We start from the raw sequence: 22,094 nt of genomic DNA, 5'->3' as shown, positions 1-22,094 counted from the left end.
GCGAAAGCCTTCCTCTTGTGAACCGCTCAAAGTTTACAAAAGGAAAGGCTTTCGCATGGATGGAACTCAAAGCTTAAGCCACACGGTCTGGGAGTGCAAGTACCATGTGGTCTGGATCCCGAAGTACCGCAGGAAGAGTCTTTACGAGCAACTCCGCAAGCACCTGGGCCAAGTCTTCAGAGAACTGGCCAGACAGAAAGAGAGTATGATCGAAGAAGGTCACCTGATGCCGGATCATGTGCACATGCTCATCTCGATCCCACCAAAGTATGGAGTTGCACAGGTGGTTGGCTACATCAAAGGAAAAAGCGCCATCCACATCGCCAGAACCTTCCTCGGGAGGAAGAAGAACTTCACTGGCCAGAACTTTTGGGCCAGGGGCTACTTTGTGTCCACAGTTGGAAGAGACGAGCAGATGATCCGCGAATACATCAAAAAGCAGGAAACTGAGGATCGTCGACTCGATCAACTGAATATGTTCGAATAGTCGCCACCTTTTAAGGTGGCCAATGGTTTACAATCGCTTTGAGCGGTCCACGGTTTTACAAGCCTCCGGCTTTGCCGGAGGTACATGACTTTTGATTATCCTGTTCAGTTCCTCCGAAATCGTTTCCAAATCATAGGGATCAACCATCAGCGCGGCGTCACCCACCACTTCCGGGAGAGCGGTACAATTGCTGGTGAGCACCGGTGTCCCGCAAGCCATCGCCTCAAGGGCAGGCAATCCGAAGCCTTCGTAAAGTGAGACGTAGGGTGCTGCGATGGCGCCGGCGTAAAGCGCGGGAAGCAATTCATCGGACACGTGCCCGGTCAGATGAACTCGCTGCGGCAAAGGGTGTAGCGGCAGGCCGTCGAACACGATGGTCTTTCCCTGTGCGCCAGCAAGCACAAGCCACACATCGTTCGGCAAGCCGCTGACGATGGTAGACCACGCTTGGAGCAAGCGTTTCAGATTCTTTCGCGGCTCCAGCGAGCCTAGCGCGACAAGGTAGCGGTGGCTTGGGATGCAAAGCTTCTCTATCGCAGCAGAGATCTGCTCCTCCGGTCGCGGGCAGAAGCGTTCATCGATGCCGTTCCAGATCACGGTAATGCGCTTCTCGGGAACACCGAAGACCTCTATCAACCTTTGCTTGGTGAACTGAGAAACGGCGATGATTCGCCTGACCCGGTGAACCAAGCGGGGCAGCAGGAAGCGGTACCAGGCGGCATATCGCCGATTAAAAAACTCGGGATGATCGATCACAGCAAGGTCGTGAACGGTCAAGACCTGCCTTGTTACCCCAAGAGGACCCGTGTTGCTCGGACTCCAAAGCAGCTTGTGCTTTGCGCGGGCTGGAAGCACAAATTGCTCCCATGCATGGCCACGAATGCCATGCATGGGTATTGCCGGCCCCACTTGGCAGATCCGTTCAGGTAGATTCTCCAAAATAGAAATCAAATAGCGCTGTACACCGGTCAAATGGCCCGTCAGGATTCTGGTGTTCACAGCTATTTTTGTATTTCCAGCTGCCATGACTTTTGACACTTGATGCTCGTTAAAGGAATCAACAAGGCCAAATCGAAATCTGCTGAAGAACGGCCGCCTCGTCTAAGCAGCTAAGACCCAGTGGCATGAAAACGCCGGGCAAAGGGGGGCAACCCCTTTTTCTATCCGCAGCCTCCAATTTCGGCAGGGCGCAGCCCTGGAAGCCAATCCCTTTGCTATGCTCTATGGTTCCCTGGCGCAGCTTGCTCCAAGCTTATCCAAGCTGATCGCTTCCCCGGCCAAAAATAACATTTGCGGCATTTCGGAAAGTGGAAGGGGGAGGCGGTATCCGCTGGCACCAACCGCCTCCCAGGAGACAGGCTTCATGCATCCATCTATATCTCCGACTTTCGCTTGAATCGGTTTTGACGATGTCAACCACACGGCACTGCAAGGGGCATGCTCCTCTTTCCAGAAAGCCAGGGCAGTTGTCTCACCCTGATCGAAGCGCAAGATATGAACCGCCGGCCCGGCATACAGGCTGCCTACGTAGCGGCCTTCGCGCACCACCGGAGAAACTGATTTCAGCGCTGTGTAGGCCGGCTTCGGTGTCAGATCATGGTTCAATAGGCCGAAGTTGTGCTCACGGTTTTTAGGGTCGGGGCCGTCATTTTGCAGGTCGTACCACCAGATCCCTTTGATAAAAGGCATGGTCCTGGCGAGCAGAAACATGCGTGCCAGGTAGCGGGCCTGTTCCTCGATGTCGATGCCACAGCTTCCGATGCAGGTCGGCCACCCCATCTCTGTGATGTAGAACGGCACAGGTCCGCCTGCCGTGCGCTTCAATTCCTCTTCGACCTGCCGCATCCAAGCAGCCCAGTCTTCTGGGTGAGAGCCTGGCTCGCAATGAACGTATGTATGTAGAGAAAGGGCATCAACGAAGTTCAAGACACCTTGGAGTATGATTTGCTCGATAAACCCTCCGAGGATGGTGTTGTGAGATTTCCCTGCACCAACAGGAACATCTGCGCCGACAAGCACTATTGCATCTGGGTCGGCACCCTTAACAGCAGGATATACACTCTTAACCAAGCGGACGTAGTCTTCCGGACTACCACCGCTCCAGCCCCACTCGTTCCAGATTTCATAATAGGGAACGCGACCTTTGAAGTGTGCGGCCACAAAGGCGGCGTAGCGCGTGAAGGCCGCGATGGCTTCATCCGATGTCGGCTTGTCGCCGTCATCATAAAATTTGTTGCCGTAGTCCAGAATCAGAAGCGGATTTATGCCGCGTGCGTTGGCCTCATTGACCAAGCGATCCCAGCGGTCGGGAATGTGCAGTTTCCCAGGCGTTTGCTCGACGAGGCTCCATGGAACGTCGTCGCGTAGGGCCATGACACCCGCCGCGGCCAGCCTGTCCAAGCTTTTTTCCAGGTCCCTTTTGCCGCTTTGTAAGTGGGTCCCTACGCCAAGAACGAAGGTGTGCTCGCCGGCCGCCACCGCAGCGATCCAGAGACAAGCCGAAGCCATTATGGCGAAACCCACCCAGTTGGTTGCGCGCCCAATTCTCGTTCGGCCGAAATAAAAGGCTTTTCTCATGAAATGGAATCTCCTCTGGAGCCGACATATCGACCACCATGCCAAACACCGTGCATGGCTCCGCCGGGCTGGGCTCGAGCACCCACGACCGCCCTTCGCCGCCGATCCGCATAGGCAAACGTCAAGCCGAGGATGGTGGAGGTGAAGGGCCCTTCGAGACCATTTGCGGCCCAACCACTCATTAGCGCCGCAATCCCCAGAAACCACATCAGCCGCGCCCAAGAATCTTGGCGGACATTCAATCGGCAGACACTTGCCACATATATGGCAATCAACACCAGCGACATGACGCCGAAGGTTGCATAAAGGTACAAGTAGAGGTTATCCGCAGGGGAATAGAGCTGCGGCTCGAAATAATGTTGCGCCACCCCGATGCCACCGATGCCCCGCCCAAGCAACATGCTGCCGTGGTCAAAGACCAAAGAGAAAGCATCCGGCCAGCACCAAGTCAACCGATCCTCGAATGACGCGAAGAGAAATCTAGAAACATAGCTATGGATGCTCAACCGGTAGCTGACGAACAAGGTGCTGACGGGTAGCGCGATTCCAATCAAGGCAACCAACAAAGGGATGATTCCCGTCACCGCGCGTTTGAACCCTCCAGGCACGAGCCGCACTCCCATCAATGGCAAAAGCAGCGTCAGGAAGAGATAAACTCCGACCGTTTTCTTGCTGGTGGTCAGCACGATGAGTGCGCCGGTAGCGATCCATACCAGAATTGTTAAACTCACACGTTTACCCAAGATAACCCAGGTCAGCGCCAGAAAAAGCAGTTGCTCGGCCACATCATAGAACGCGCGTGAAAAACCCGCTAACCGCTTGATGCCAAAGGTTGCCAGCCCCCGGGATCCCTCTAGCTCCCAAATCCCAAGTTGATACGCCAGATCCCACCACGGCAAGTCGGCAAAGTAGTCGTACACCAGCCCTATAGCCGCGCAAAGCCAGAGCAACGCGACGTAAGGCACAAGCCGCTGGCCCATGCGAACAACCGCCAGCTCGGCCAGAACGGCGAACAATAGTGGCAGCAGAGCAAATAAGCCGAATAGCGCCTGCATCAGGTTCCCGGTATAATGCACTCCGACCGCCACGAAAACCATAAACAGCGTGAGCACTCCGAACACTGGACGGCTGATGCGCATTGTCCGAGCGGTTTTAAAAGCCAAGCCGATAAAGGCGGCCGTGACCAGCAGCTTGGGGAAATAAATCAAGAAGGGCGCGCCAATCAGCGTAAAAAAGTAGCGCAAGGCGCCCTGGAACACCTCAACCGCCAGGAACACGAAAAGCACTGCGAGCACCAGGCGATCGCTGAGTGGAAGCCCGTCATCCCCGGCGCGGCCCGCCTTTACCGCGCCCCTGCGAAATGGTGTCCGCCCCTTCAAAAGCTTCATCGCTCGGCCCCTTGACCTTCAGCGACGTTGTTATGATCTCCCGCATACCCATACAGGATGTAACGGCTGAACCGGACCACGGCTGAAACGCGGCGGCTAAGCCTGCGGTGCGGCAGGCGTAGCAGGCGGCACGAAATGCATTGCCTCGCGCAATTTCCTGAGCCTTCACGATACATGGTGCTTTTGGGACAAATGGCGTAGGAATCGTGCAGCACCTGCACGGACGGGATGCCCTTTTCGGCGATGGTAGTCCACGCCGCCGCCGACCAGCCGGGCAGGTTGTGGATCGACACCACATCAGGCCGCTCGATCTCCAGCACCCTTAGCAAAAATATCCAAGTATGCACAACATTTTTTGTTTTGAACTTAAACATATTTGATGTAGTTTTTTTGTATCTTTGTTCGCAGGTAAGGATATACCCTTGCCCCTTTACACAACATTCAAAAGAAAAGCAAATGCTTTAATTTTTCTATCCATTGGTTTTCTTTCACAAATCTTAAACATTTTTCCGGGTCACTTTTAAATGCTGAATAGTTTTTAACGCCGTCAATAAAAGCGTCATGGTTATCTGCGAGGCATATCAATTCATTCAAATCCTCTATTTCTTCCCATTTCATACTCACAACTGTCAAATTACAGGCTAAGTATTCATATATTTTTATAGGATTTATACTATTTATTAAATCAGGATGGTTCGTTACGTCAAAGGGAATAATCCCAACTTGAGAATGGCTCAAAAATTGCGGGACTCTGTTGTATGGTTTTTGACCAAGAAGATAAATATTGGTTAATGATCTCAATTTTGATAAATCCTTTTGCTCTGGCCCAATTATTACAAAACTATAAGCGGGCAGGTTTTGAGCGCTATGGTAAACTAAATCTACATCAAACCATTCATGAATTGCGCCTATATATATCACTCTTGGTTCAGGGATGGATTCGAACTCTGCAGGAAAAATTTTATCTGCCTTTTCAAAAAAGGCCAAATCTATTCCGTTTGGCACATATACCATTTTAGATTTGTCTTCTATTTCCGAATATTTATCTTTTAGGTTTTTTGCACTGTAAACTATTTTATCAACCCTATTAGCCATCTCTATTTCTTTATCGAACTGATTCTGAGATACAGCACTAAAACCTTTTGAATAATCTGCAATCCTCAATATAGATGTTTTGTACTTTACCTTATCAAGCAGAAAGCCAAACAGCGGACTATCAAACCACAATATCTCAACTTCATTAAACCCTTTTTGTTTTATATAATTGAGTAGGTTTGGGAATGTAAATCTTTGCCAGTTGTTAATAACGAAGGACGAAGATAAGATAGGTTTATTGTAAGGTGTAAATAGAGCTTGGGGAACGTAGAAAAGTATATTGCCTGTTTTCTTTCCACCTGCTTTATGAATGGCCTCTCGATTTTTTAGTTGTAAGTTATTGGCAAATATTTTATGAAACGGCGAGATCGGATTGGAGATAAATAATATTTTAAATCCTAATTCTTCAAATGCTCTTGCATAATGGTGACTTCCTACTTGAAAAACCGAGGTGTAGTAATTGGGCACGGCCATTAAAACTTTTTGGGGCATCGAATTGTTCCCTCCTTCAGCGCTGATGCTAAAAATGACAAATATTCATGTCACGGGCATACTATATTGTATTGATACGTTTCATATTAGACCCGTTGATCTTCTGATTACTGTTGCTCCTCACATCGTTGCTGCGTAGCATCTTCATGTTGCCCTTATCAGGTATTATATTATCTAAAACTGATTCCGATAAATAGTCGGCAATGAGTATTTTTAACGTTTTTTATGTGCACTGTTTGCCACATATTTTACGAACCATTTCATGCCAAGAAGAAACTCTTTTTTCAATGCTGCTTATTCTTCAGCAACGACGACGACTTTTCTATTAAAAAGCATGCTTTTCAGCTCATTAAAGAGTATTTTTTCATTAAAGAAAAACAGGCTGATGAAAACCGCTGACCCAATAAAAACTTGTAGAATAAATATGATCAATCTTGAATCGTTTTGAAATAACGCACCTATCGCGCAAATAACAGCGCCCATCACCGCACTCATCCACAGCGCCGGCCACATGCTTTGGACATAATCACGCAGGCATGGGCCGAGCAATGTGCGAATTAAGACGAGATAGCTAAATATGCAGTACAAAACCGTTAGCACCGAAAAAGCGATCGCCACGCCTACAGCCCCGCCCAACCCCGCGCCGAGATAAAGGCCGGGTATCTGCGTCACGGTAAGCCCGAGATTCCATTTGAAGCCAAGGTCCGCCCGCCCTTTTGCTAAGAGAAGCGAACCAATAGGGTTTCCTATTGAACGTAACAGCCCTACAATCGTTAATATCTGAATGAGGATAACGCTGGGAAGCCATTGATCGCCAAAGATTACAGGGACTGCAACGGGCGCAACCACCGCAAGCCCCATCAATATTGGAAAATTTACCATCGCCAATACCTGGACCACCTGAAGATAACCTCTCCGAAGCTTATCGGTTTCATTTTGGATCAGCGACAAGACTGGGAAGGCGACTTTCGTGATTACAGGGTTAATCATCGTTGAGGGCCTGATAATCAGATTATACGCCAGGGTGTAATATCCCAATGCACGCGCACCTAGCATCGACCCGATCAATAGATAATCAAGATTTGAATTCAGGTAATTGATCGAGCGTTCACCCATCTGGTAAAGCCCGAAACCGATGTAGCCTTTGACATCTTGTTTTGCGAAATGAAATGATGGTCGCCAGTTTCGCCACCCAATTCCACAAAGCAACACGACTTTTACGGTCGTGCCAGCCAATTGCCCACAAATCAGGGAATAAACGCCAAGTCCTGCGAAGGCTACACCTATGCTCACCGTTGAATTTACAACCGCCGTTGCTATTTCGATCTTTGCCAATCCGTCAAACTTGAGTTCTTTCTGCAAAAGAATCTGAAACTGCTGGCCCAATGGTGTTATTAGAAAAACCAACGCGGTCAGATAAAGCAGTCTGGTTAAGCGCGGCTCGTTATAGAACTCAACAACCAGAGGGGTAGACGCGCATACGACGCAAAAAACGATGAAACCCGCGAGTATATTCAACCAGTAAAGACTGGATAATTGGTCTTTTGTAGCATCCTGGCGGTGGATGATGGCGTTGGAAATGCCCATGTCTGCAAACGCCTGGGCAAACCCGATGACCACCATAATCATTCCCATAAGCCCGAAATCTGCGGGTGAGAGGAGTCGGGCGAGAATCGCCAAAGTGGCAAACTGGAGCGCGGTGACTGCTCCCATCGAGATGCCACTCCATTTGACGCCAGATACGGTTTTTTCTTTCAGGCCCATTTAAACTTTTCTTGCCAGAACAAAATATCCTGGCGCTTCTGCTTCCCAATGGCGATCCAGTTTGTCGAGAAATGGAGCCAGAAACTGAGCAGGCGTCCAAAGAAAAACTACAAGGCATGCTTTAATCAGCCATCTGAGAACTTTGGGGCCACGGACAAATCGTGTGCTGAAATAATTCATCTTCAGGAACCACATGGTAAAAAAACCGGCCTGCGGTTCAACTGTAACATCCTTAAAACCGGTCTTCTCAAACATATATTTCAGGGCGTAGGGAGTATAACGGAAATAATCATAGGGTGCTTCATGCACCCACCATTGCCAGGGGACTTGAAGAATCATATGCCCCCCCCTTTTGAGTATCCGGAATGATTCTTCCAGGAATTTGAAGGGGTCGCAGAGGTGCTCCATAACAGACAGAGAAACGATTGTGTCGGCAACTTCATCAACAAGCTCTATTTTTTCATTCAGGTTTGAAACGATATCGGCACGGGAATTATGCAATGTCTTTGTCCAATCAACCCCGGTATAGCTGTCCGCATATTGCAGAAAATACTCTTTATATGGCGCTTCACCGCAGCCCAAATCGTAAAGCGCACCCCTGTAGTATGGACAATATTTCTCTAAATAGGAGTCGCCAATTTTATAGCCAAGCCAGTTATGCCAACCCTTATTACTGTGGTATTGACTAGGTTTCATCTCTCAGGCCTTTTGCTGATGCGATCAATGTTTTTGTTTTCTCTAAGATAATATCTCGACTCCAGTGATTTTTTAGAATTTGCCTGTTTGTTTCTATTTCTTCTAAAGTCAATTCCTTATTCAGCGTTTCCGCATTGAAATCATCCAAGTTGAATATTATCGCGCACTTTTTATTAAAGAAATTATATACCGGGTTCCGTTTGTCCAAAAAAATTTTTGCACCCAAGTACATCATAATAATGATATTTCCAACTGCCTGCTGTCGCAAATGTCCCATTAAAACCGAGGAACATGAACTCACCAGCGAAACATATTCTTTTATCGGCATGAAATTTCTGATCGGCACGAAATTATTGCCAAATATTTTTTCTCCTTCTTTTACAACCGCCTCCCCGTACTGCTGATCTCCATAGCTCAATGGGCAAAGTACCTTTCGAAAACCTAAATGTACATTTGAAAGGATAGCAAAAACATCCAAATGATTGTTTTCATAAGACGCGCTGTTACCTACAAGGATGTTATTGCCCCCAACCATGCTGCCTCCAAATCCTTTCAGCATATCATCCTCAAGTGTACCATAATTCCAGGACAGATAAGCAGGGCGAAAGTCTGGCAAAGCTTGTTGCAACAACAGATAATCTTCGTCAATAACAGGCGCGAAATAACTAATGCGATTCACGATATCTCGTTTGTCTATGTTCTTATAAATAAGAGGTTTGATTATCTTCTTCAATTTCGACTTCATCGTCTGTTTCTGGTCATCAATAAGCTGTGTGCCGTAGAAAGCTAAAGTTTTTTGTTTGAAGAGTTTTGTTCTGTCGCCAACTATAAGGTCATAATAATCGGCACCCCATCCAATCCAGACAAACTTTACCGACTTATCCGCTCTAGCAAGAAGTTGCATGTCCTGTTCAGTAAGAAAGTGAAAAAAGATAGCTTCGTAATTTTTAAGAGAATTTAGAAAGTTTCTATTTAAAAAAGCAAAACGGCCAACAAACTGTATCGGTGTTTTCTTGATGTATCGAAGCGGTTTCTTTTCAGAAAATAAGATAAACGCATTCTCGCCAGGACTGGCTTCTTCGAAAATGCGGTAGGCCGCATCAATAAATTTTTCATCATGGACAATATGGAGAAACATATTCTGTTCAACGTTTATGAGAAACACCCAACATCTTCCATAAGTAGTTTTTCAAGTTCTAAGAAATCTTGGCGGCGTTCTTTTATTCGTTTCGCCGGATTACCTGCATAAATACCAAAGGGCTTGCAATCTTTTGTAACCAGACTCAAAGCACCGACAGCAACTCCATCTTCGAGCCGAACGCCAGGTAATATCACAGACCCACTGCCAACAATGACATGACGTCCCAAGAAAACCTTGGCATGTGTAACCTTTTTATACTTATCAGGTACCGTTGGGTTTGTCAGCGTTGCACCGGAATAATCATCGTTGCTGGAATAAATTGAAACTCTGGACGACAGGTTGCAAAAATCCCCAAGTGAGATTTTTCCCGTTCCGATGAGCGATGTATAAACCGCTATGTGAACATAGTTGCCTATTTCAATACCGCCAGCACCAGCTGAAAGCACGCAAAAATCATCAATGCGGACATTACTGGCCAGTTTGATCCGGTTAATTCCGTAAAACGTAGCTCTATCGGAAATCTGAATATTATTCCCAACACAAGCAAACCCCATGGATTCGATCACATCACGCGGTAACATTCCCATTGTTCAATTCCCCGCTATTAAATCAATTACCTGTTCCTGCGCTTCAGATGTCAATAATGGATAAATTGGCAGGCACAACACCTTATCAGCCACTTTTCGTGCTACTGGCAGATTTGACTGTACGGCCGACGGCAACCCGCGATACATCGGGAAATCGCTAATCAACGGGTAGAAATAACGTCTAGGGAAAATATTGTGTTGGCGGAGTTTATCATAAAGCCCATCACGGGACAGGGGATACTCTTTTTCAACCAATATAGGAAAGTAGGCGTGATTGTAAACCGTATCGGGGGGCAAGGATGGGCATGTAATGCCCGTGACTCTTGAAAGTTGCTCACGGTATTGCGTGTCTATTTCCCGGCGCCTCTCAATCGCTTTATCAATATATTTCAACTGCAACAGCCCAATTGCCGCCTGTAATTCATTCATCTTGGCGTTGATGCCAGGTGCAACGACTGTTACCTCATTGGCAAAACCGAAATTCTTCAGGTCGTCAACCCGTCTTTTTGTTTTCGCGTCTGGGCAGACGATGGCCCCTCCTTCAAAGGTATTAAAAACCTTTGTTGCATGGAAGCTCAAAATCGACAGATCACCGTGTTTCAAAAGACTCTCATCTTTATACTTGACTCCAAATGAATGCGCCGCATCATAAATGACCTTTAATCCATAGATATCGGCAATCTTTTGTATATTGTCCACATCAGATGGCTTTCCATAAACATGCACCGGCAAAATCGCGGTTGTGTGAGGCGTTATTGCGGCTTCGATCTTTTCCGGATCAAGGTTGAGCGTTACAGGCTCAATGTCTACAAAAACGGGTCTGATTCCATTCCATAAAAGAGAATGCGAAGTAGCTACAAAGGAAAAAGGTGTGGTAATAACCTCGCCAGTTATGCGCAATGTTTGAAGCGCTGTCACGAGGGCAAGGGTCCCGTTGGAAAGCAGGGCAATGTGTTCTACACCAAGATAATCGGCCAGTTTTCTCTCCAGCTCCTGATGAAACGGGCCGCCGTTGGTAAGCTGTTTGCTTTCCCAGATTTGCTTCAGATAAGGCTGTAACTCGTCCAATGGGGGAAGAAAAGGCTGGGTGACATATATTGGCTTCTCGGATGGGTTCATCTTGAAAGGCACCTCTGTGGTTTTGACGGGTTAAGATATCTTCCTGAATTAGTGGCATAACATTTGCTTAAATTCATACAATAGCTTGACATTATTGTGTATTTGTGAAATTTGCCTTCCTAAAAACAGCACCTGGGAGGTGACAACTGGTTCCAGCCTTGATAGCGAACTAAATATCTACGGTCGAAAGCCAGTTTTGGCTGTATAAATCTGGTACTCAAATGGTGTGCCACGGATTCAGGACCTTTATAACACCGTAGCTTGATGCTTCTTCAACTATATATGAGCATAGGAACGGCTTCCCTGTAAATTCAAGAAAACGTCGCTTTAATAATATCAACAACCCTCGCTGCTGTTCTTCCATCCCAGAACAAAGGGGTATTATGCCTATCCTGCTCAACCACTTTTTTAAGGTCAGCCTCTATCTTGTCAGGGGTACTCAGGTGATTTGTCCCCTGCGTAACGGTAATGGGCCGCTCTGTATTAGGTCGGAGTGTCAGGCAGGGAATCTTCAGATAGGTCGTCTCTTCCTGGACGCCGCCGGAATCCGTGATGACAAATTTGCACCCGAATACCAGATTCATAAATGCGTTGTAGCCGAGAGGCTCCGTCAAAATAATTCCTTTCGCATTGCTGAGATGCTCGTAGAGACCGAATTCACGCAGATTTTTTGCGGTGCGCGGGTGAACCGGAAAAACGAGGCTGGTCTTTTCCGAAACACGAATCAGCGCATCGCAAAGATTTAACAAAATATCCGGACTGTCCACGTTGGCCGGACGGTGAAGGGTGACAACGCCATAATCTTTATCGTCAACCCCTAAATCTTCGCGCGTTTTTTCCCGGAGAATCGCTGGCGTCATCATCACGAGGGAATCAATCATGATATTTCCCACCATTGTAATTTTGGCTGGGTCAACGCCTTCATGAAGGAGATTTTCGTTGCCGTCCGGAGAGGGCGTCCAGAGATAATCTGCAATTGCATCGGTAACGATGCGGTTGATCTCTTCCGGCATCGTGCGGTCAAAAGAGCGAAGCCCTGCCTCCAGATGCGCAACCTTGATTCCCAATTTAACGGCGGCCAGGCTGCATGCAACCGTGGAATTGACATCCCCGACGACAACAACCAAATCAGGCCGGTTTTCTAAGAGAATCTTTTCGTAGGCAATCATGACCCCGCCGGTCTGCTCGGCGTGGGTTCCCCTTCCGACGTTCAGATAAATGTGTGGATCGGGAAGATTAAGGTCGCGGAAAAACGTATCCGACATGTTGAGGTCATAATGCTGCCCCGTGTGAACGATTACCGGATTCGCCCATTCCTCCTTTGCAAGCGCGTGGTACAGAGGGGCAATCTTCATGAAGTTCGGCCGTGCAGCGGCGATCAGGTGGATTATCTTCTTATTGCTTTTCATTTCTATTTCATTATTATGCATCGATAATGTTCTACCCCTTTGATGTAACAAAAACAGACTATGGATAAAAGTTACCTTTGATTAGAGCCTTGGCAAGCCCAGGTAACTGATGAGAAAATAGAGGTGCATTTGTATTTTGTGTGCGATAATTTTTCCATATCTCGTTATCTGATTGAGACATTAAATTATTATTCAGGTGGATGTTTTGAAGAATATTCAAAAGGTGTTGATAATTCGCACCCCCGCCCCTTTTATTATGGCAAATATAAATATCGATAAAATCTTTCAACGCGGCTGTTGCACAATCAGATATCTTTACGTTTGGATATTGCCCAGTACAAATAAGGTGCGATAACCGCAATCGATTAATTTCAGAAATAATGATATTTTCAGTCGTTGATCTCACAAGAAAGCCTCAGTTCAAAGATTGTTACGCAGCTCAGTTGCGACGAAGCGGGACGAGGCTAGGTAAAAAAGTAACTTTTGTAACAATTTGGTGAAGGAAGAAACCGGGACGAGGCTAGGCCGACGAAGCGGGACATTCTATATCCCCCCTGTCAAGAACTTTTTTAAATGTTATTATTTCAACAGGTTAAATGGTTATTCGAACATTTGGGCGCACCTCACCACCCGGTATTTTGAGGGGTCGGCGAGTTTCTCTCTTTTCGGCGAACTCACAGCCTGATCGTTACGTTTATCCGACATCCGGCGAGGAAATTTCCTACGCCAGCGTCCATCATTCCTTATCCAGGCTTTTGAGTTCAGAGAGAGGCCCGGGATTGTCCCACCCGGAGTTATTTCACCCCAACGTCGCTAATCGGGCTCTCTCGCCGAACAACCGAATTTTCCGCTTATGCCATATTCCGTTTATGCCATATTCACCTCCAGCAACTCGGGGTTGAAAGCCGTTTCGTTTTTCATCATCGTCCAGGCGATCACCAGCATCTTGGCCGCCAGCTTGACACGCATCTTGGTTCTGATGCCGCGCTCTTTTTCACGACCGCTTAAATAGCGTGTGAACAGTTCCCGGAAATGCTTGTCGGATGCCGTTGCTACCTTCGAGGCCTGGTACAGTGCATAACGCAGGTCTGTATTGCCGCGCTTGCTGATCACGGCAACTGCACTATCGCTGCGTTTGCCGCTGCGTTTGGCGTTCAGGTCCAACCCGGCCAAGCGGATCACTTGTTTTCGACCAGCGAAGCGATGGGGGTTGCCGATGCAGCCGAGCACCCATGCAGACACAATCGGTCCGAAGCCGGGCATGGTGCGCAACAAATGATAATACATGAAACGGCGGCAGACCGCCTCGATATGCGCCTCGGTCTCCTTGACCTTTTCCCGTTGGTTCTTCATCCGCCCGGCGATCATCTTCGCCTCGAAGCGCGCCTCTTCGTCCATCGGACAGCCCACCGACGTCTTGGCGGCAGCGTAGATCTTCTTCAGACGCTGGAGCTGACGCTCTCCGCGATCCTTGCTGGTCACGGTATTCACAAAGGCATCGAAGCCCATATCAATGATCTGCCGCGGCGAGAGACACTCGCCCACCAGTCTCAAGTTTTCTTCCAAACAACTGCCCCAAAGCGCATCGAACTCGGGAAAGTACTTGACGATCAGACCGTTTCGGATCTGCATCCGCAGCGCATGTTCGTATTTCTTCAGTCGCCGGCGCAACGCCAATAGCGAACGCAAGGTGACGATATCCGGCTCCGGTTTTTCAAAGAACTGGCACTTGCCCTGGCACACCAGGTCGGCGACATTGGCACTGTCCTTGGTGTCGTTTTTATCCCAACGGCCGTCGAGGGTCTGACGGTTTTCCGCAATAGCCTTGTTGGACACTAAAACCAGCATTTGCCCGCGGCTCTGAAGCCAGTGCGCCAGCGGCTTGTGATAGTTGCCCGTCGGTTCCACCGCGTAGACCACCTGCGACAAGCCGTGCTGGCGGCGAAGCTGTTCGGCGCGAGTGGTCAGTTGCTCAAATCCGTCACGGCTATTCTCAAAGATCAGTCGCCGCAGCAGTGTGCGACCGGTGGGCATCCCGAAAAACGCGTGGTGCCGGTCCTTGGCCACATCGATGCCCACTATCAGGTGCGAATCGGACCCTCTGACCTGCTGCTTGAATTGACAGAACTGTTCATACCTGGTAGCTTCATCACGTACCATGATAACCTCCTTGTGGCTGCAAAAGTTTTTCTTTTTCCACTTTTATGCTACTAGGAGGTTATCTTTTTTCTACGCGATAATTTCTCCCCTTTGTTCTACTCTTAGAGGTGTATTCTCTCGCTTTTTCGGTAATATATAACGTTGTTGAATTCTTGCATCTTTCGGTTTCGGGTTTGTCGCGTTTATTGCGTTTAAAGCGTTTGTTGGGTTTGTAGCGTTTATAGCGAGAAAGCGAGAAAAGTTGAATGCGAGAAACGTCACCTAAAACTTCTTTGGTAATCCGGCTTGCTTTAAAACAGCATTTGCAGTGTGCCTTGATTTGATTTTTTGGTCAACCGCTAAGCGAACATTGGTAATAGGACTGTACCAAATCTCGTGATCACCCTTGCCTTTTCGATCGAATCGGCAGCCTGCATCCCGCAAGAGTCTCTTCAACTCCGGCGTAAAATCAGCCATTAAAAACATCCGTATGGTATGGTAAGGCCGATTCGAATCGTCGCGACAGGACCTCGAAAGGGACTTCCTCATCCAGTGATATCCCGTTTGCCTCCAGAAGTTCAGGTATCATGCCTCGAAGCTTTTCGACCAAGTCTTCCACGGTTTCAGCTTCTGTAGCAAGTCCCGGAACATCCTCGCTGGTCGCAACCCAGACGCGCGCTTCTTCGTCCCATTCTGCACGAATAAAAAACGGTTTTTTTGTTGTCATCGGCATCTCAATTTTTCGTCTGTTTGGTTATGAGAAAAGAAAGCGTAATGGAAGCCGGACGTGAGCTCCTTGAGAACAAGATCAAGGAACTCCATCGGAACCCGCGCGATTTTTTTCAAAATCAACTCTTCATTGAGCAGGAATATTTTATCGAGATGAAGATGGGATGTATAGGGAAGCAGCCCGTCCGGGATGTCGATCGATCGCCCGAAGGACCTGGTCTCCTTGGTGGTGATAAAGGCAAAAGACATGTCCCCGAGAGGATCCGGTTCCGAAAGCGCCATGCCTGGCCGCGCCTTGGCGCCGCTCAGGTCGGTAAACGGAAACTTAATTTTATAGATATTGCCCAGGAACCTAGACATTATTCCAGACGTCCTCTTTCTCGTCGCCCAGCACACGCCGCGCAAACCCGCTCTGTTCCTGAAGCTTGATCAGTGCCTCGATATCCGCCGATTTCTGATTTTCCTTTTGCGCCGGGAATATGATGACCTCGAGCCTTTCTCCGAAGTCTTGCGGCACATGAATCGATGAAATGTCTTTGCGATCGACAATTTGTCTTACCACCTGCAACGCATCCTCCCAATCCACATCGGCATCGTCTTGGGTTCCGAAAAAGGAGCGCAGCCCCAATGCCTTGAATTCTTCCTCGCTGGTTGATTCGCGCACGAGATATTCGCCGGCAGGCGGGGATACATATCCTTCTTCCTCCGCGGGAAGAACAATCATATTCAACTCCGCCTCCCGCACACTTTCCGGCAGCGGCTCAAGAAGGGTGATCTTGCCATCCCGGTAATACCCTTTGACGGCTATCATGGTTTTATTCCCTCTGTCCGGCAATGGCTTTCGCGCCGGACTGCAATGACGTAGTCTTCCAAATCCCGCTCCGTCCGGATGCGCTTATTCTCGTAGTATTCTTTATACCATCCCGCCGTTTTTTCAATGGTTTCCCGGTTTCCCCACACCGGGCGCCACTTTAACACAGCCCTGGCTTTGGAACAATCAAGCTTGAGCAGGCCGGCCTCGTGGGGCTGCCGGGCATCGGGTTTCAGTTCGTATTCAAATGCATCCCAGTTGGCCTTGAACAATCGCACCACTTCGGCCGCGGGGAGGCTGTCCTCATCGGACGGGCCGAAATTCCACGCCTGGGCATATTCCCTTTTGCCTTCGAGGAGCTTTTGCCCCAGCATGAGATAGCCGCTTAGCGGCTCCAGCACGTGCTGCCACGGCCGGGTGGCCTCGGGGTTGCGGATGATCATGGGCCGGCCGGCTTCCACGCCCCGTACGATATCCGGAACCAGACGATCCTCGCTCCAGTCCCCTCCGCCGATGACGTTGCCGGCCCGGGCGCTGGCCACCAAGGTGTTGTGGGTTTTTCCGAACTGGTCCGGATGAAAAAAAGAATTGCGCCAACTGGAGGTGACCAGCTCGGCACACCCCTTGGAAGCGCTGTAGGGGTCGTAGCCGCCCATGGAATCATTTTCCCGGTAGCCCCAGACCCATTCGCGGTTCTCGTAGCACTTGTCCGAAGTGATGATCACCACCGCCCGGACGGAATCGGTGCGGCGGCAAGCCTCCAGCAGATTCACCGTGCCCATGACATTGGTGGCGAAGGTTTCCACCGGTTCCCGGTAGGAGCGGCGCACCAGGGGTTGGGCCGCCAGGTGGAAGACGATCTCCGGGGCGCTTTCTTTAACGGCTTTGCGAAGGGCGGCCGCATCCCGGATGTCTGCGATGATGGATTGGATGGGTAGATTCAGCAGATCGAAATGGTTCGGGGAGGTTTCCGGGGCCAAGGCGTATCCGGTGACCCGGGCGCCCAGACGGGTGAGCCAGAAGGCCAGCCAGGAGCCTTTGAACCCGGTGTGGCCGGTGAGAAAAACCCGCCTGGACTGAAAGATGTCACTGAAGAGAGACGACATGGGCAACTTTTCCGTTTCGTCATCCGATCCCGTTATCATCCCAGATCTTCCAAATGCAAGTTACAAGATGCAAGTTACAAGATGCAAGTTACAAGATGCAAGTTACAAGATGCAAGTTACAAGATGCAAGTTACAAGATGCAAGTTACAAGATGATTGAACCTATGCCGCCTGCACCTAGAGTACCAAGAATATTGATCATGTCAGCGCCTCCATAGTCCTGTTCAGCCAGCCGCGCAGGTATATCGCGTAGCGTTTTGGATCGCTGTTGGCCAGATCGAGGTAGTGCTTGATCCGGGCGATCGTATATTGGGCGATAAAAAGCTCTGTATCCATGCGGTTTACGGCTGCGATCGTTTTGGGGCCGATAATGCCGTCAGGGACGGTGCCTGCGACAACCTGAGCGATCTTGGTTGCCTTCTTGATCCCTGCGTTCACGGCAAACTCGTAGAGGATGTAGCGTTTATCTTCATCGATGCCTTCAAAGACATCCCAGTAATGGGTTTTATAAAAGCTTCGCACAAGCTCGGTTGGCGGGGTGGCCCCCTTGTCGATGTAGTCCCATCCCTCCCAGGATGGATGGGCCTTGCGGTAGATGCCCGCATAGGTCACATCGCCTTCGGTTGCGTTTTCGTGCAGCCGAAAGCCTCCCTCGAGCGCGATGACCTTTCTGAAGGCGGTCTCAAAATCCATTGGTAGCGTAGAAAACAATAGACGTAATAGGGGAGGGTGAGGGGGATTTTTTGATTTTGTCACCCTCACCCCAGCCCTCTCCCATCAAGGGAGAGGGGGCTTTCCCCTCCCCTCGTGGGAGGGGATTAAGGGGAGGGGGATGTAAGTGATCGACATGCATTGATTTTGTCACCCTCACCCCAACCCTCTCCCATCAAGGGAGAGGGAGCTTTCCCCTCCCCTCGTGGGAGGGGATTAAGGGGAGGGGGATGTAGGTGAACGACATGCATTGATTTTGTCACCCTCTCCCCAACCCTCTCCCATCAAGGGAGAGGGGGCATTTTCCCCTCCCCTCGTGGCAGGGGATTAAGGGGAGGGGGATGTAAGTGAACGACATGCATTGATTTTGTCACCCTCTCCCCAGCCCTCTCCCATCAAGGGAGAGGGAGCTTTCCCCTCCCCTGGTGGGAGGGGATTAAGGGGAGGGGGATGTAAGTGACTGACATGCATTGATTTTGTCACCCTCTCCCCAACCCTCTCCCATCAAGGGAGAGGGAGCTTTCCACTCCTCTTGTGGGAGGGGATTAAGGGGAGGGGGATGTAAGTGATCGACATGCATTGATTTTGTCACCCTCTCCCCAACCCTCTCCCATCAAGGGAGAGGGAGCTTTCCACTCCTCTTGTGGGAGGGGATTGAAGGCCGGAAGGTGATGTCGAGATCGAACCCGGGATCAGGCCCCGGGGCGTCACGCTGCGCCTCCGACGATAAAGCTTATGAGAACTTACACAAGGAGTTCGTCGAGCATATCGAGCCACTTCTTTTCCAAAGATGAGGCTTATGAGGACTTGCAGAAGCCGCCGGATACAGCTCCGCCAACTCGGTTACAGGGCTCATCGCCCCGCCCGAAGCCTCGGCGGATGCCTCCCGGTCGTTTCCATGACCTGGGGTTGACGTTCATGTTGGATGTGGTGAAATACATCACCAATCCTTTGCCGCATGATACGAGTTGAGAGGGGCTTGTCAAGCGGAAGTTTCCCCTCCCCTCGTGGGAGGGGATTAAGGGGAGGGGATGTAAGTGACGACATGCATTGATTTTGTCACCCTCACCCCAACCCTCTCCCATCAAGGGAGAGGGAGCATTTTCCCCTCCCCTCGTGGGAGGGGATTAAGGGGAGGGGATGTAAGTGACGACATGCATTGATTTTGTCACCCTCACCCCAGCCCCCTCCCATCAAGGGAGAGGGGGCTTTCCCCTCCCCTGGTGGGAGGGGATTAAGGGGAGGGGATGTAAGTGACGACATGCATTGATTTTGTCACCCTCACCCCAACCCTCTCCCATCAAGGGAGAGGGAGCATTTTCCCCTCCCCTCGTGGGAGGGGATTAAGGGGAGGGGATGTAAGTGACGACATGCATTGATTTTGTCACCCTCACCCCAGCCCTCTCCCATCAAGGGAGAGGGAGCATTTTCCCCTCCCCTTGTGGGAGGGGATTAAGGGGAGGGGGATGTAAGTGAACGACATGCATTGATTTTGTCACCCTCACCCCAGCCCTCTCCCATCAAGGGAGAGGGAGCATTTTCCCCTCCCCTTGTGGGAGGGGATTAAGGGGAGGGGGATGTAGGTGAACGACATGCATTGATTTTGTCACCCTCACCCCAGCCCTCTCCCATCAAGGGAGAGGGGGCTTTCCCCTCCCCTCGTGGGAGGGGATTAAGGGGAGGGGGATGTAGGTGAACGACATGCATTGATTTTGTCACCCTCACCCCAGCCCTCTCCCATCAAGGGAGAGGGAGCTTTCCCCCCTTTTTTACTGGAACCGAGTCCTGATACCAGTCGTAGAACTTTCTCAGGCCCTCATCCACGCTCGTCCCGCTCCATCAGGAACACGCAGACCTCGGCCATGTCCAGGCTCCAGAGAAACTCCCGCAACGGTTTGCCCGTCCCCCAGATTTCCACGATGCCGTCAAGCTCCGCCGGCTCACCTCCGACCTCTGATTTGCAGCTTCTAATGCCGTGCTTGGCCAAAGTTCGCAGAATCCGATCCTCGGGGGCGCTCCCGTCTGCGCCGTTGACCGGGCTGGCTCGGTATATTCAAGGGCCCGGGCGGCGTCGCCGACAAGATTTCGCCGCAGATGGGCGGCTCGTGGTTGAACAGGATGCCGTTTACGGCAAACAGGTTGTAGGCCTCGTGGTAGTTGACCGTGATCCAGTAGCCGTAGAGCTTGGCGCAGGCATACGGGGAGCGCGGATAAAACGGCGTGGTCTCCCGCTGAGGCGTCTCCTGCACCAGCCCGTAGAGCTCCGAGGTGCCGGCCTGATAGAAGCGGGTCTCTTTCCCTGCAGGCTCAGCAAGCGGATGGCCGCCTCCAGCAGGCGCAGGGTGCCAAGGGCGTCGGTGTTGGCCGTGTACTCGGGCGTCTCGAAGGAGACGGCCACGTGGGACTGCGCGCCCAGGTTGTAGATCTCGTCCGGCTGGCTGGCCTGCACCAGGCCGTTGAGGTTGGAAGAATCGGTCAGGTCGCCGTAGTGCAGGATGAAGTTGCGATTGGGCTCGTGCGGGTCCTGGTAGAGATGATCGATGCGCTCTGTGTTAAAAAGCGACGAACGCCGCTTGATGCCGTGCACCTCGTAGCCTTTTTCGATGAGAAATTCGGCCAGATAGGCACCGTCCTGGCCGGTGACGCCGGTGATGAGTGCTTTTTTCATGGGATAGGTTCTATGCTTTTGGTTTGTTTTGAAAACCATTCGACAACCTTCGAGATCCCCTCCTCAAGGCCGATGCTGCTTTCCCACCCCAGCACCTCCCTGGCCTTCGAGATATCAGAGAAGTTGCGGCGCACATCGCCCGGGCGGGGCTGGCCGTGGGTAATTTTCATGTCGATATCTTTTTGAGCCTTGAGCTCTTTTTGCAGCATGGCGGCCACTTCGTTGACCGTGTGCTCCCGGCTGGTGGCGATCTGGAAGGTCTCGCCGCCGATATCGGGCTTGCTCGCCGCCAGGCGGATGGCGCCGATCAGATCCGAGACGTCGATAAAGTCCCGGGTCTGGGTGCCGTCGCCGTAGATTTCCACCGTTTCACCTGCCAGCGCTTGTTTGATGAACTTGGCCACCACCGAGTCCTTTTTGCCCGAAAGCGGCCCGTAGACGTTGCCGAAGCGCAGGCAGACCGTTTCCACCCCGAAGGTGCGAAAGTAGGCCGAACAATACCCTTCGCCGGCCAGCTTGCTCGCCCCGTAAGGGGAAACCGGATGAGGCGCCAGCTCCTCGTGAATGGGCGGCTCCACCTCTCCCACCGGGACCCCGGAGGAGGCGAAGACGAAGCGCAGCGCCTTGCAGTGCCGGGCCGCCTCTAAATAGTTGAGGGTCCCCAGGACGTTGGTGCGGCAGTCCATCACCGGATCCGCCACCGACGGCGCGACGCCGGTGTTGGCGGCGAGGTGGACGATAACGTCAATGCCTTGGCAGAGCTCAAGGGCAATCGAGGCGTCAAGGATGTCGGCGACGATCAACTGGACCTTCGGTCCGGAAGCACGAAATTCGAAATCCGAATTTTCAAAATCCGAATGACCGAAACGACTGCTATTTTTTTTCTGTTTTGGATTTGTTTCCTTGGCTTTTTGGTCATTGTCTCGAATTTCGATATTCGTGCTTCGAATTTTTCCTTCCAAAGGAATCTCTTCGAAGCTACAGACCGCAGAAAGGTCTTCCCTCGAACCCACCCTGAGGTTGTCCACGACGCGGATGAAGTGACCGCCCTCTTCAATCAGGGATTTTACGAGATTCCTGCCGATGAAGCCGCAGCCGCCTGTTATTAGCCATTTTGTCATGTTTGTTTCTAGCTTCTTGAATCCGAAGTCTGAGGTCGGAGATCCGAGGTCAGAG

General features: G+C 50.5%; 21 protein-coding genes and 1 pseudogene. 1 reads left to right on the top strand and 21 read right to left on the bottom strand.

All coding sequences use genetic code 11. The features are described 5' to 3' along the window. The first annotated feature begins 55 nt into the window (after nt 1–55). Nucleotides 56–487, top strand: a complete 432-nt coding sequence (tnpA, locus tag FDQ92_RS00635) for an IS200/IS605 family transposase (protein WP_137422805.1) — start codon at nt 56–58, stop codon at nt 485–487. Between the two features lie 27 nt (nt 488–514). Here tnpA and FDQ92_RS00630 read toward each other — a convergent pair whose 3' ends face one another. The 21 genes and pseudogenes from FDQ92_RS00630 to FDQ92_RS00530 all read right to left on the bottom strand — a co-directional run bounded on the left by FDQ92_RS00630 (nt 515) and on the right by FDQ92_RS00530 (nt 22,039). Beyond that, nucleotides 515–1,525: a glycosyltransferase family 4 protein gene (locus FDQ92_RS00630; RefSeq protein ID WP_137422804.1), complete on the bottom strand. Its 1,011-nt coding sequence runs from the start codon at nt 1,523–1,525 to the stop codon at nt 515–517. 183 nt (nt 1,526–1,708) lie between these two features. Then, complete coding sequence (locus tag FDQ92_RS00625; protein WP_137422803.1) at nt 1,709–3,064, bottom strand: glycoside hydrolase family 5 protein; 1,356 nt, start codon at nt 3,062–3,064, stop codon at nt 1,709–1,711. Next, nucleotides 3,061–4,452 carry a hypothetical protein gene (locus FDQ92_RS00620; RefSeq protein WP_137422802.1) on the bottom strand — a complete coding sequence of 464 codons (1,392 nt, stop codon included), beginning with the start codon at nt 4,450–4,452 and terminating at the stop codon, nt 3,061–3,063. The genes FDQ92_RS00625 and FDQ92_RS00620 overlap by 4 nt, the downstream gene beginning before the upstream one ends. Beyond that, entirely contained in the window at nt 4,449–4,826 is a 378-nt protein-coding gene (locus tag FDQ92_RS00615) for a glycosyltransferase (protein WP_137422801.1), read from the bottom strand. Before FDQ92_RS00615 ends, FDQ92_RS00620 begins: the two co-directional genes overlap by 4 nt. 67 nt (nt 4,827–4,893) lie before the next feature. Beyond that, complete coding sequence (locus FDQ92_RS00610) at nt 4,894–6,039, bottom strand: glycosyltransferase family protein (protein WP_137422800.1); 1,146 nt, start codon at nt 6,037–6,039, stop codon at nt 4,894–4,896. A gap of 294 nt (nt 6,040–6,333) precedes the next feature. After that, on the bottom strand, nt 6,334–7,803 hold the full coding sequence (locus FDQ92_RS00605) for an MOP flippase family protein (RefSeq protein ID WP_137422799.1): 1,470 nt from the start codon (nt 7,801–7,803) through the stop codon (nt 6,334–6,336). Next, nucleotides 7,804–8,499, bottom strand: a complete 696-nt coding sequence (locus FDQ92_RS00600) for a class I SAM-dependent methyltransferase (protein ID WP_137422798.1) — start codon at nt 8,497–8,499, stop codon at nt 7,804–7,806. Further along, complete coding sequence (locus tag FDQ92_RS00595) at nt 8,489–9,664, bottom strand: TDP-N-acetylfucosamine:lipid II N-acetylfucosaminyltransferase family protein (RefSeq protein WP_137422797.1); 1,176 nt, start codon at nt 9,662–9,664, stop codon at nt 8,489–8,491. Before FDQ92_RS00595 ends, FDQ92_RS00600 begins: the two co-directional genes overlap by 11 nt. After that, nucleotides 9,652–10,227 carry an acyltransferase gene (locus tag FDQ92_RS00590; protein WP_137422796.1) on the bottom strand — a complete coding sequence of 192 codons (576 nt, stop codon included), beginning with the start codon at nt 10,225–10,227 and terminating at the stop codon, nt 9,652–9,654. The genes FDQ92_RS00595 and FDQ92_RS00590 overlap by 13 nt, the downstream gene beginning before the upstream one ends. 3 nt (nt 10,228–10,230) lie before the next feature. Then, a complete protein-coding gene (locus tag FDQ92_RS00585; protein ID WP_137422795.1) occupies nt 10,231–11,346 on the bottom strand; it encodes a DegT/DnrJ/EryC1/StrS family aminotransferase in 1,116 nt (371 codons plus the stop codon). Between the two features lie 311 nt (nt 11,347–11,657). Beyond that, on the bottom strand, nt 11,658–12,776 hold the full coding sequence (gene wecB / locus FDQ92_RS00580) for a non-hydrolyzing UDP-N-acetylglucosamine 2-epimerase (protein ID WP_211341314.1): 1,119 nt from the start codon (nt 12,774–12,776) through the stop codon (nt 11,658–11,660). Between the two features lie 846 nt (nt 12,777–13,622). Continuing rightward, entirely contained in the window at nt 13,623–14,915 is a 1,293-nt protein-coding gene (locus FDQ92_RS00575; RefSeq protein WP_137422794.1) for an IS110 family RNA-guided transposase, read from the bottom strand. 261 nt (nt 14,916–15,176) lie between these two features. Further along, nucleotides 15,177–15,371: a type II toxin-antitoxin system HicA family toxin gene (locus tag FDQ92_RS00570; protein ID WP_137422793.1), complete on the bottom strand. Its 195-nt coding sequence runs from the start codon at nt 15,369–15,371 to the stop codon at nt 15,177–15,179. Beyond that, complete coding sequence (locus FDQ92_RS00565; RefSeq protein WP_137422792.1) at nt 15,364–15,621, bottom strand: DUF1902 domain-containing protein; 258 nt, start codon at nt 15,619–15,621, stop codon at nt 15,364–15,366. Before FDQ92_RS00565 ends, FDQ92_RS00570 begins: the two co-directional genes overlap by 8 nt. Next, on the bottom strand, nt 15,618–15,983 hold the full coding sequence (locus FDQ92_RS00560; protein ID WP_137422791.1) for a hypothetical protein: 366 nt from the start codon (nt 15,981–15,983) through the stop codon (nt 15,618–15,620). The genes FDQ92_RS00565 and FDQ92_RS00560 overlap by 4 nt, the downstream gene beginning before the upstream one ends. Continuing rightward, the gene (locus FDQ92_RS00555) at nt 15,976–16,434 is read right to left on the bottom strand and encodes a hypothetical protein (RefSeq protein ID WP_137422790.1); all 459 of its coding nucleotides are present in this window, start codon (nt 16,432–16,434) and stop codon (nt 15,976–15,978) included. Before FDQ92_RS00555 ends, FDQ92_RS00560 begins: the two co-directional genes overlap by 8 nt. Next, on the bottom strand, nt 16,431–17,579 hold the full coding sequence (rfbG, locus tag FDQ92_RS00550) for a CDP-glucose 4,6-dehydratase (protein WP_211341313.1): 1,149 nt from the start codon (nt 17,577–17,579) through the stop codon (nt 16,431–16,433). The genes FDQ92_RS00555 and rfbG overlap by 4 nt, the downstream gene beginning before the upstream one ends. A 158-nt stretch (nt 17,580–17,737) precedes the next feature. Beyond that, entirely contained in the window at nt 17,738–18,232 is a 495-nt protein-coding gene (locus FDQ92_RS00545) for a glycoside hydrolase family 108 protein (protein ID WP_137422789.1), read from the bottom strand. 1,834 nt (nt 18,233–20,066) lie between these two features. Continuing rightward, nucleotides 20,067–20,246 carry an NAD-dependent epimerase/dehydratase family protein gene (locus tag FDQ92_RS16045; protein WP_425457266.1) on the bottom strand — a complete coding sequence of 60 codons (180 nt, stop codon included), beginning with the start codon at nt 20,244–20,246 and terminating at the stop codon, nt 20,067–20,069. Between the two features lie 88 nt (nt 20,247–20,334). Further along, nucleotides 20,335–20,918: pseudogene (locus tag FDQ92_RS00535) on the bottom strand (GDP-mannose 4,6-dehydratase); the annotation flags it as partial. Next, nucleotides 20,915–22,039 carry an NAD-dependent epimerase/dehydratase family protein gene (locus FDQ92_RS00530; protein WP_137422787.1) on the bottom strand — a complete coding sequence of 375 codons (1,125 nt, stop codon included), beginning with the start codon at nt 22,037–22,039 and terminating at the stop codon, nt 20,915–20,917. The gene FDQ92_RS00530 and the pseudogene FDQ92_RS00535, both read right to left, overlap by 4 nt. Nucleotides 22,040–22,094: the final 55 nt, after the last annotated feature.

The sequence above is a fragment of the Desulfoglaeba alkanexedens ALDC genome (assembly GCF_005377625.1).
Lineage (GTDB): Bacteria > Desulfobacterota > Syntrophobacteria > Syntrophobacterales > DSM-9756 > Desulfoglaeba > Desulfoglaeba alkanexedens.
The sequence above is the reverse complement of the archived record's forward strand: the minus strand, read 5'-3'. Positions and strand labels throughout refer to the sequence as shown.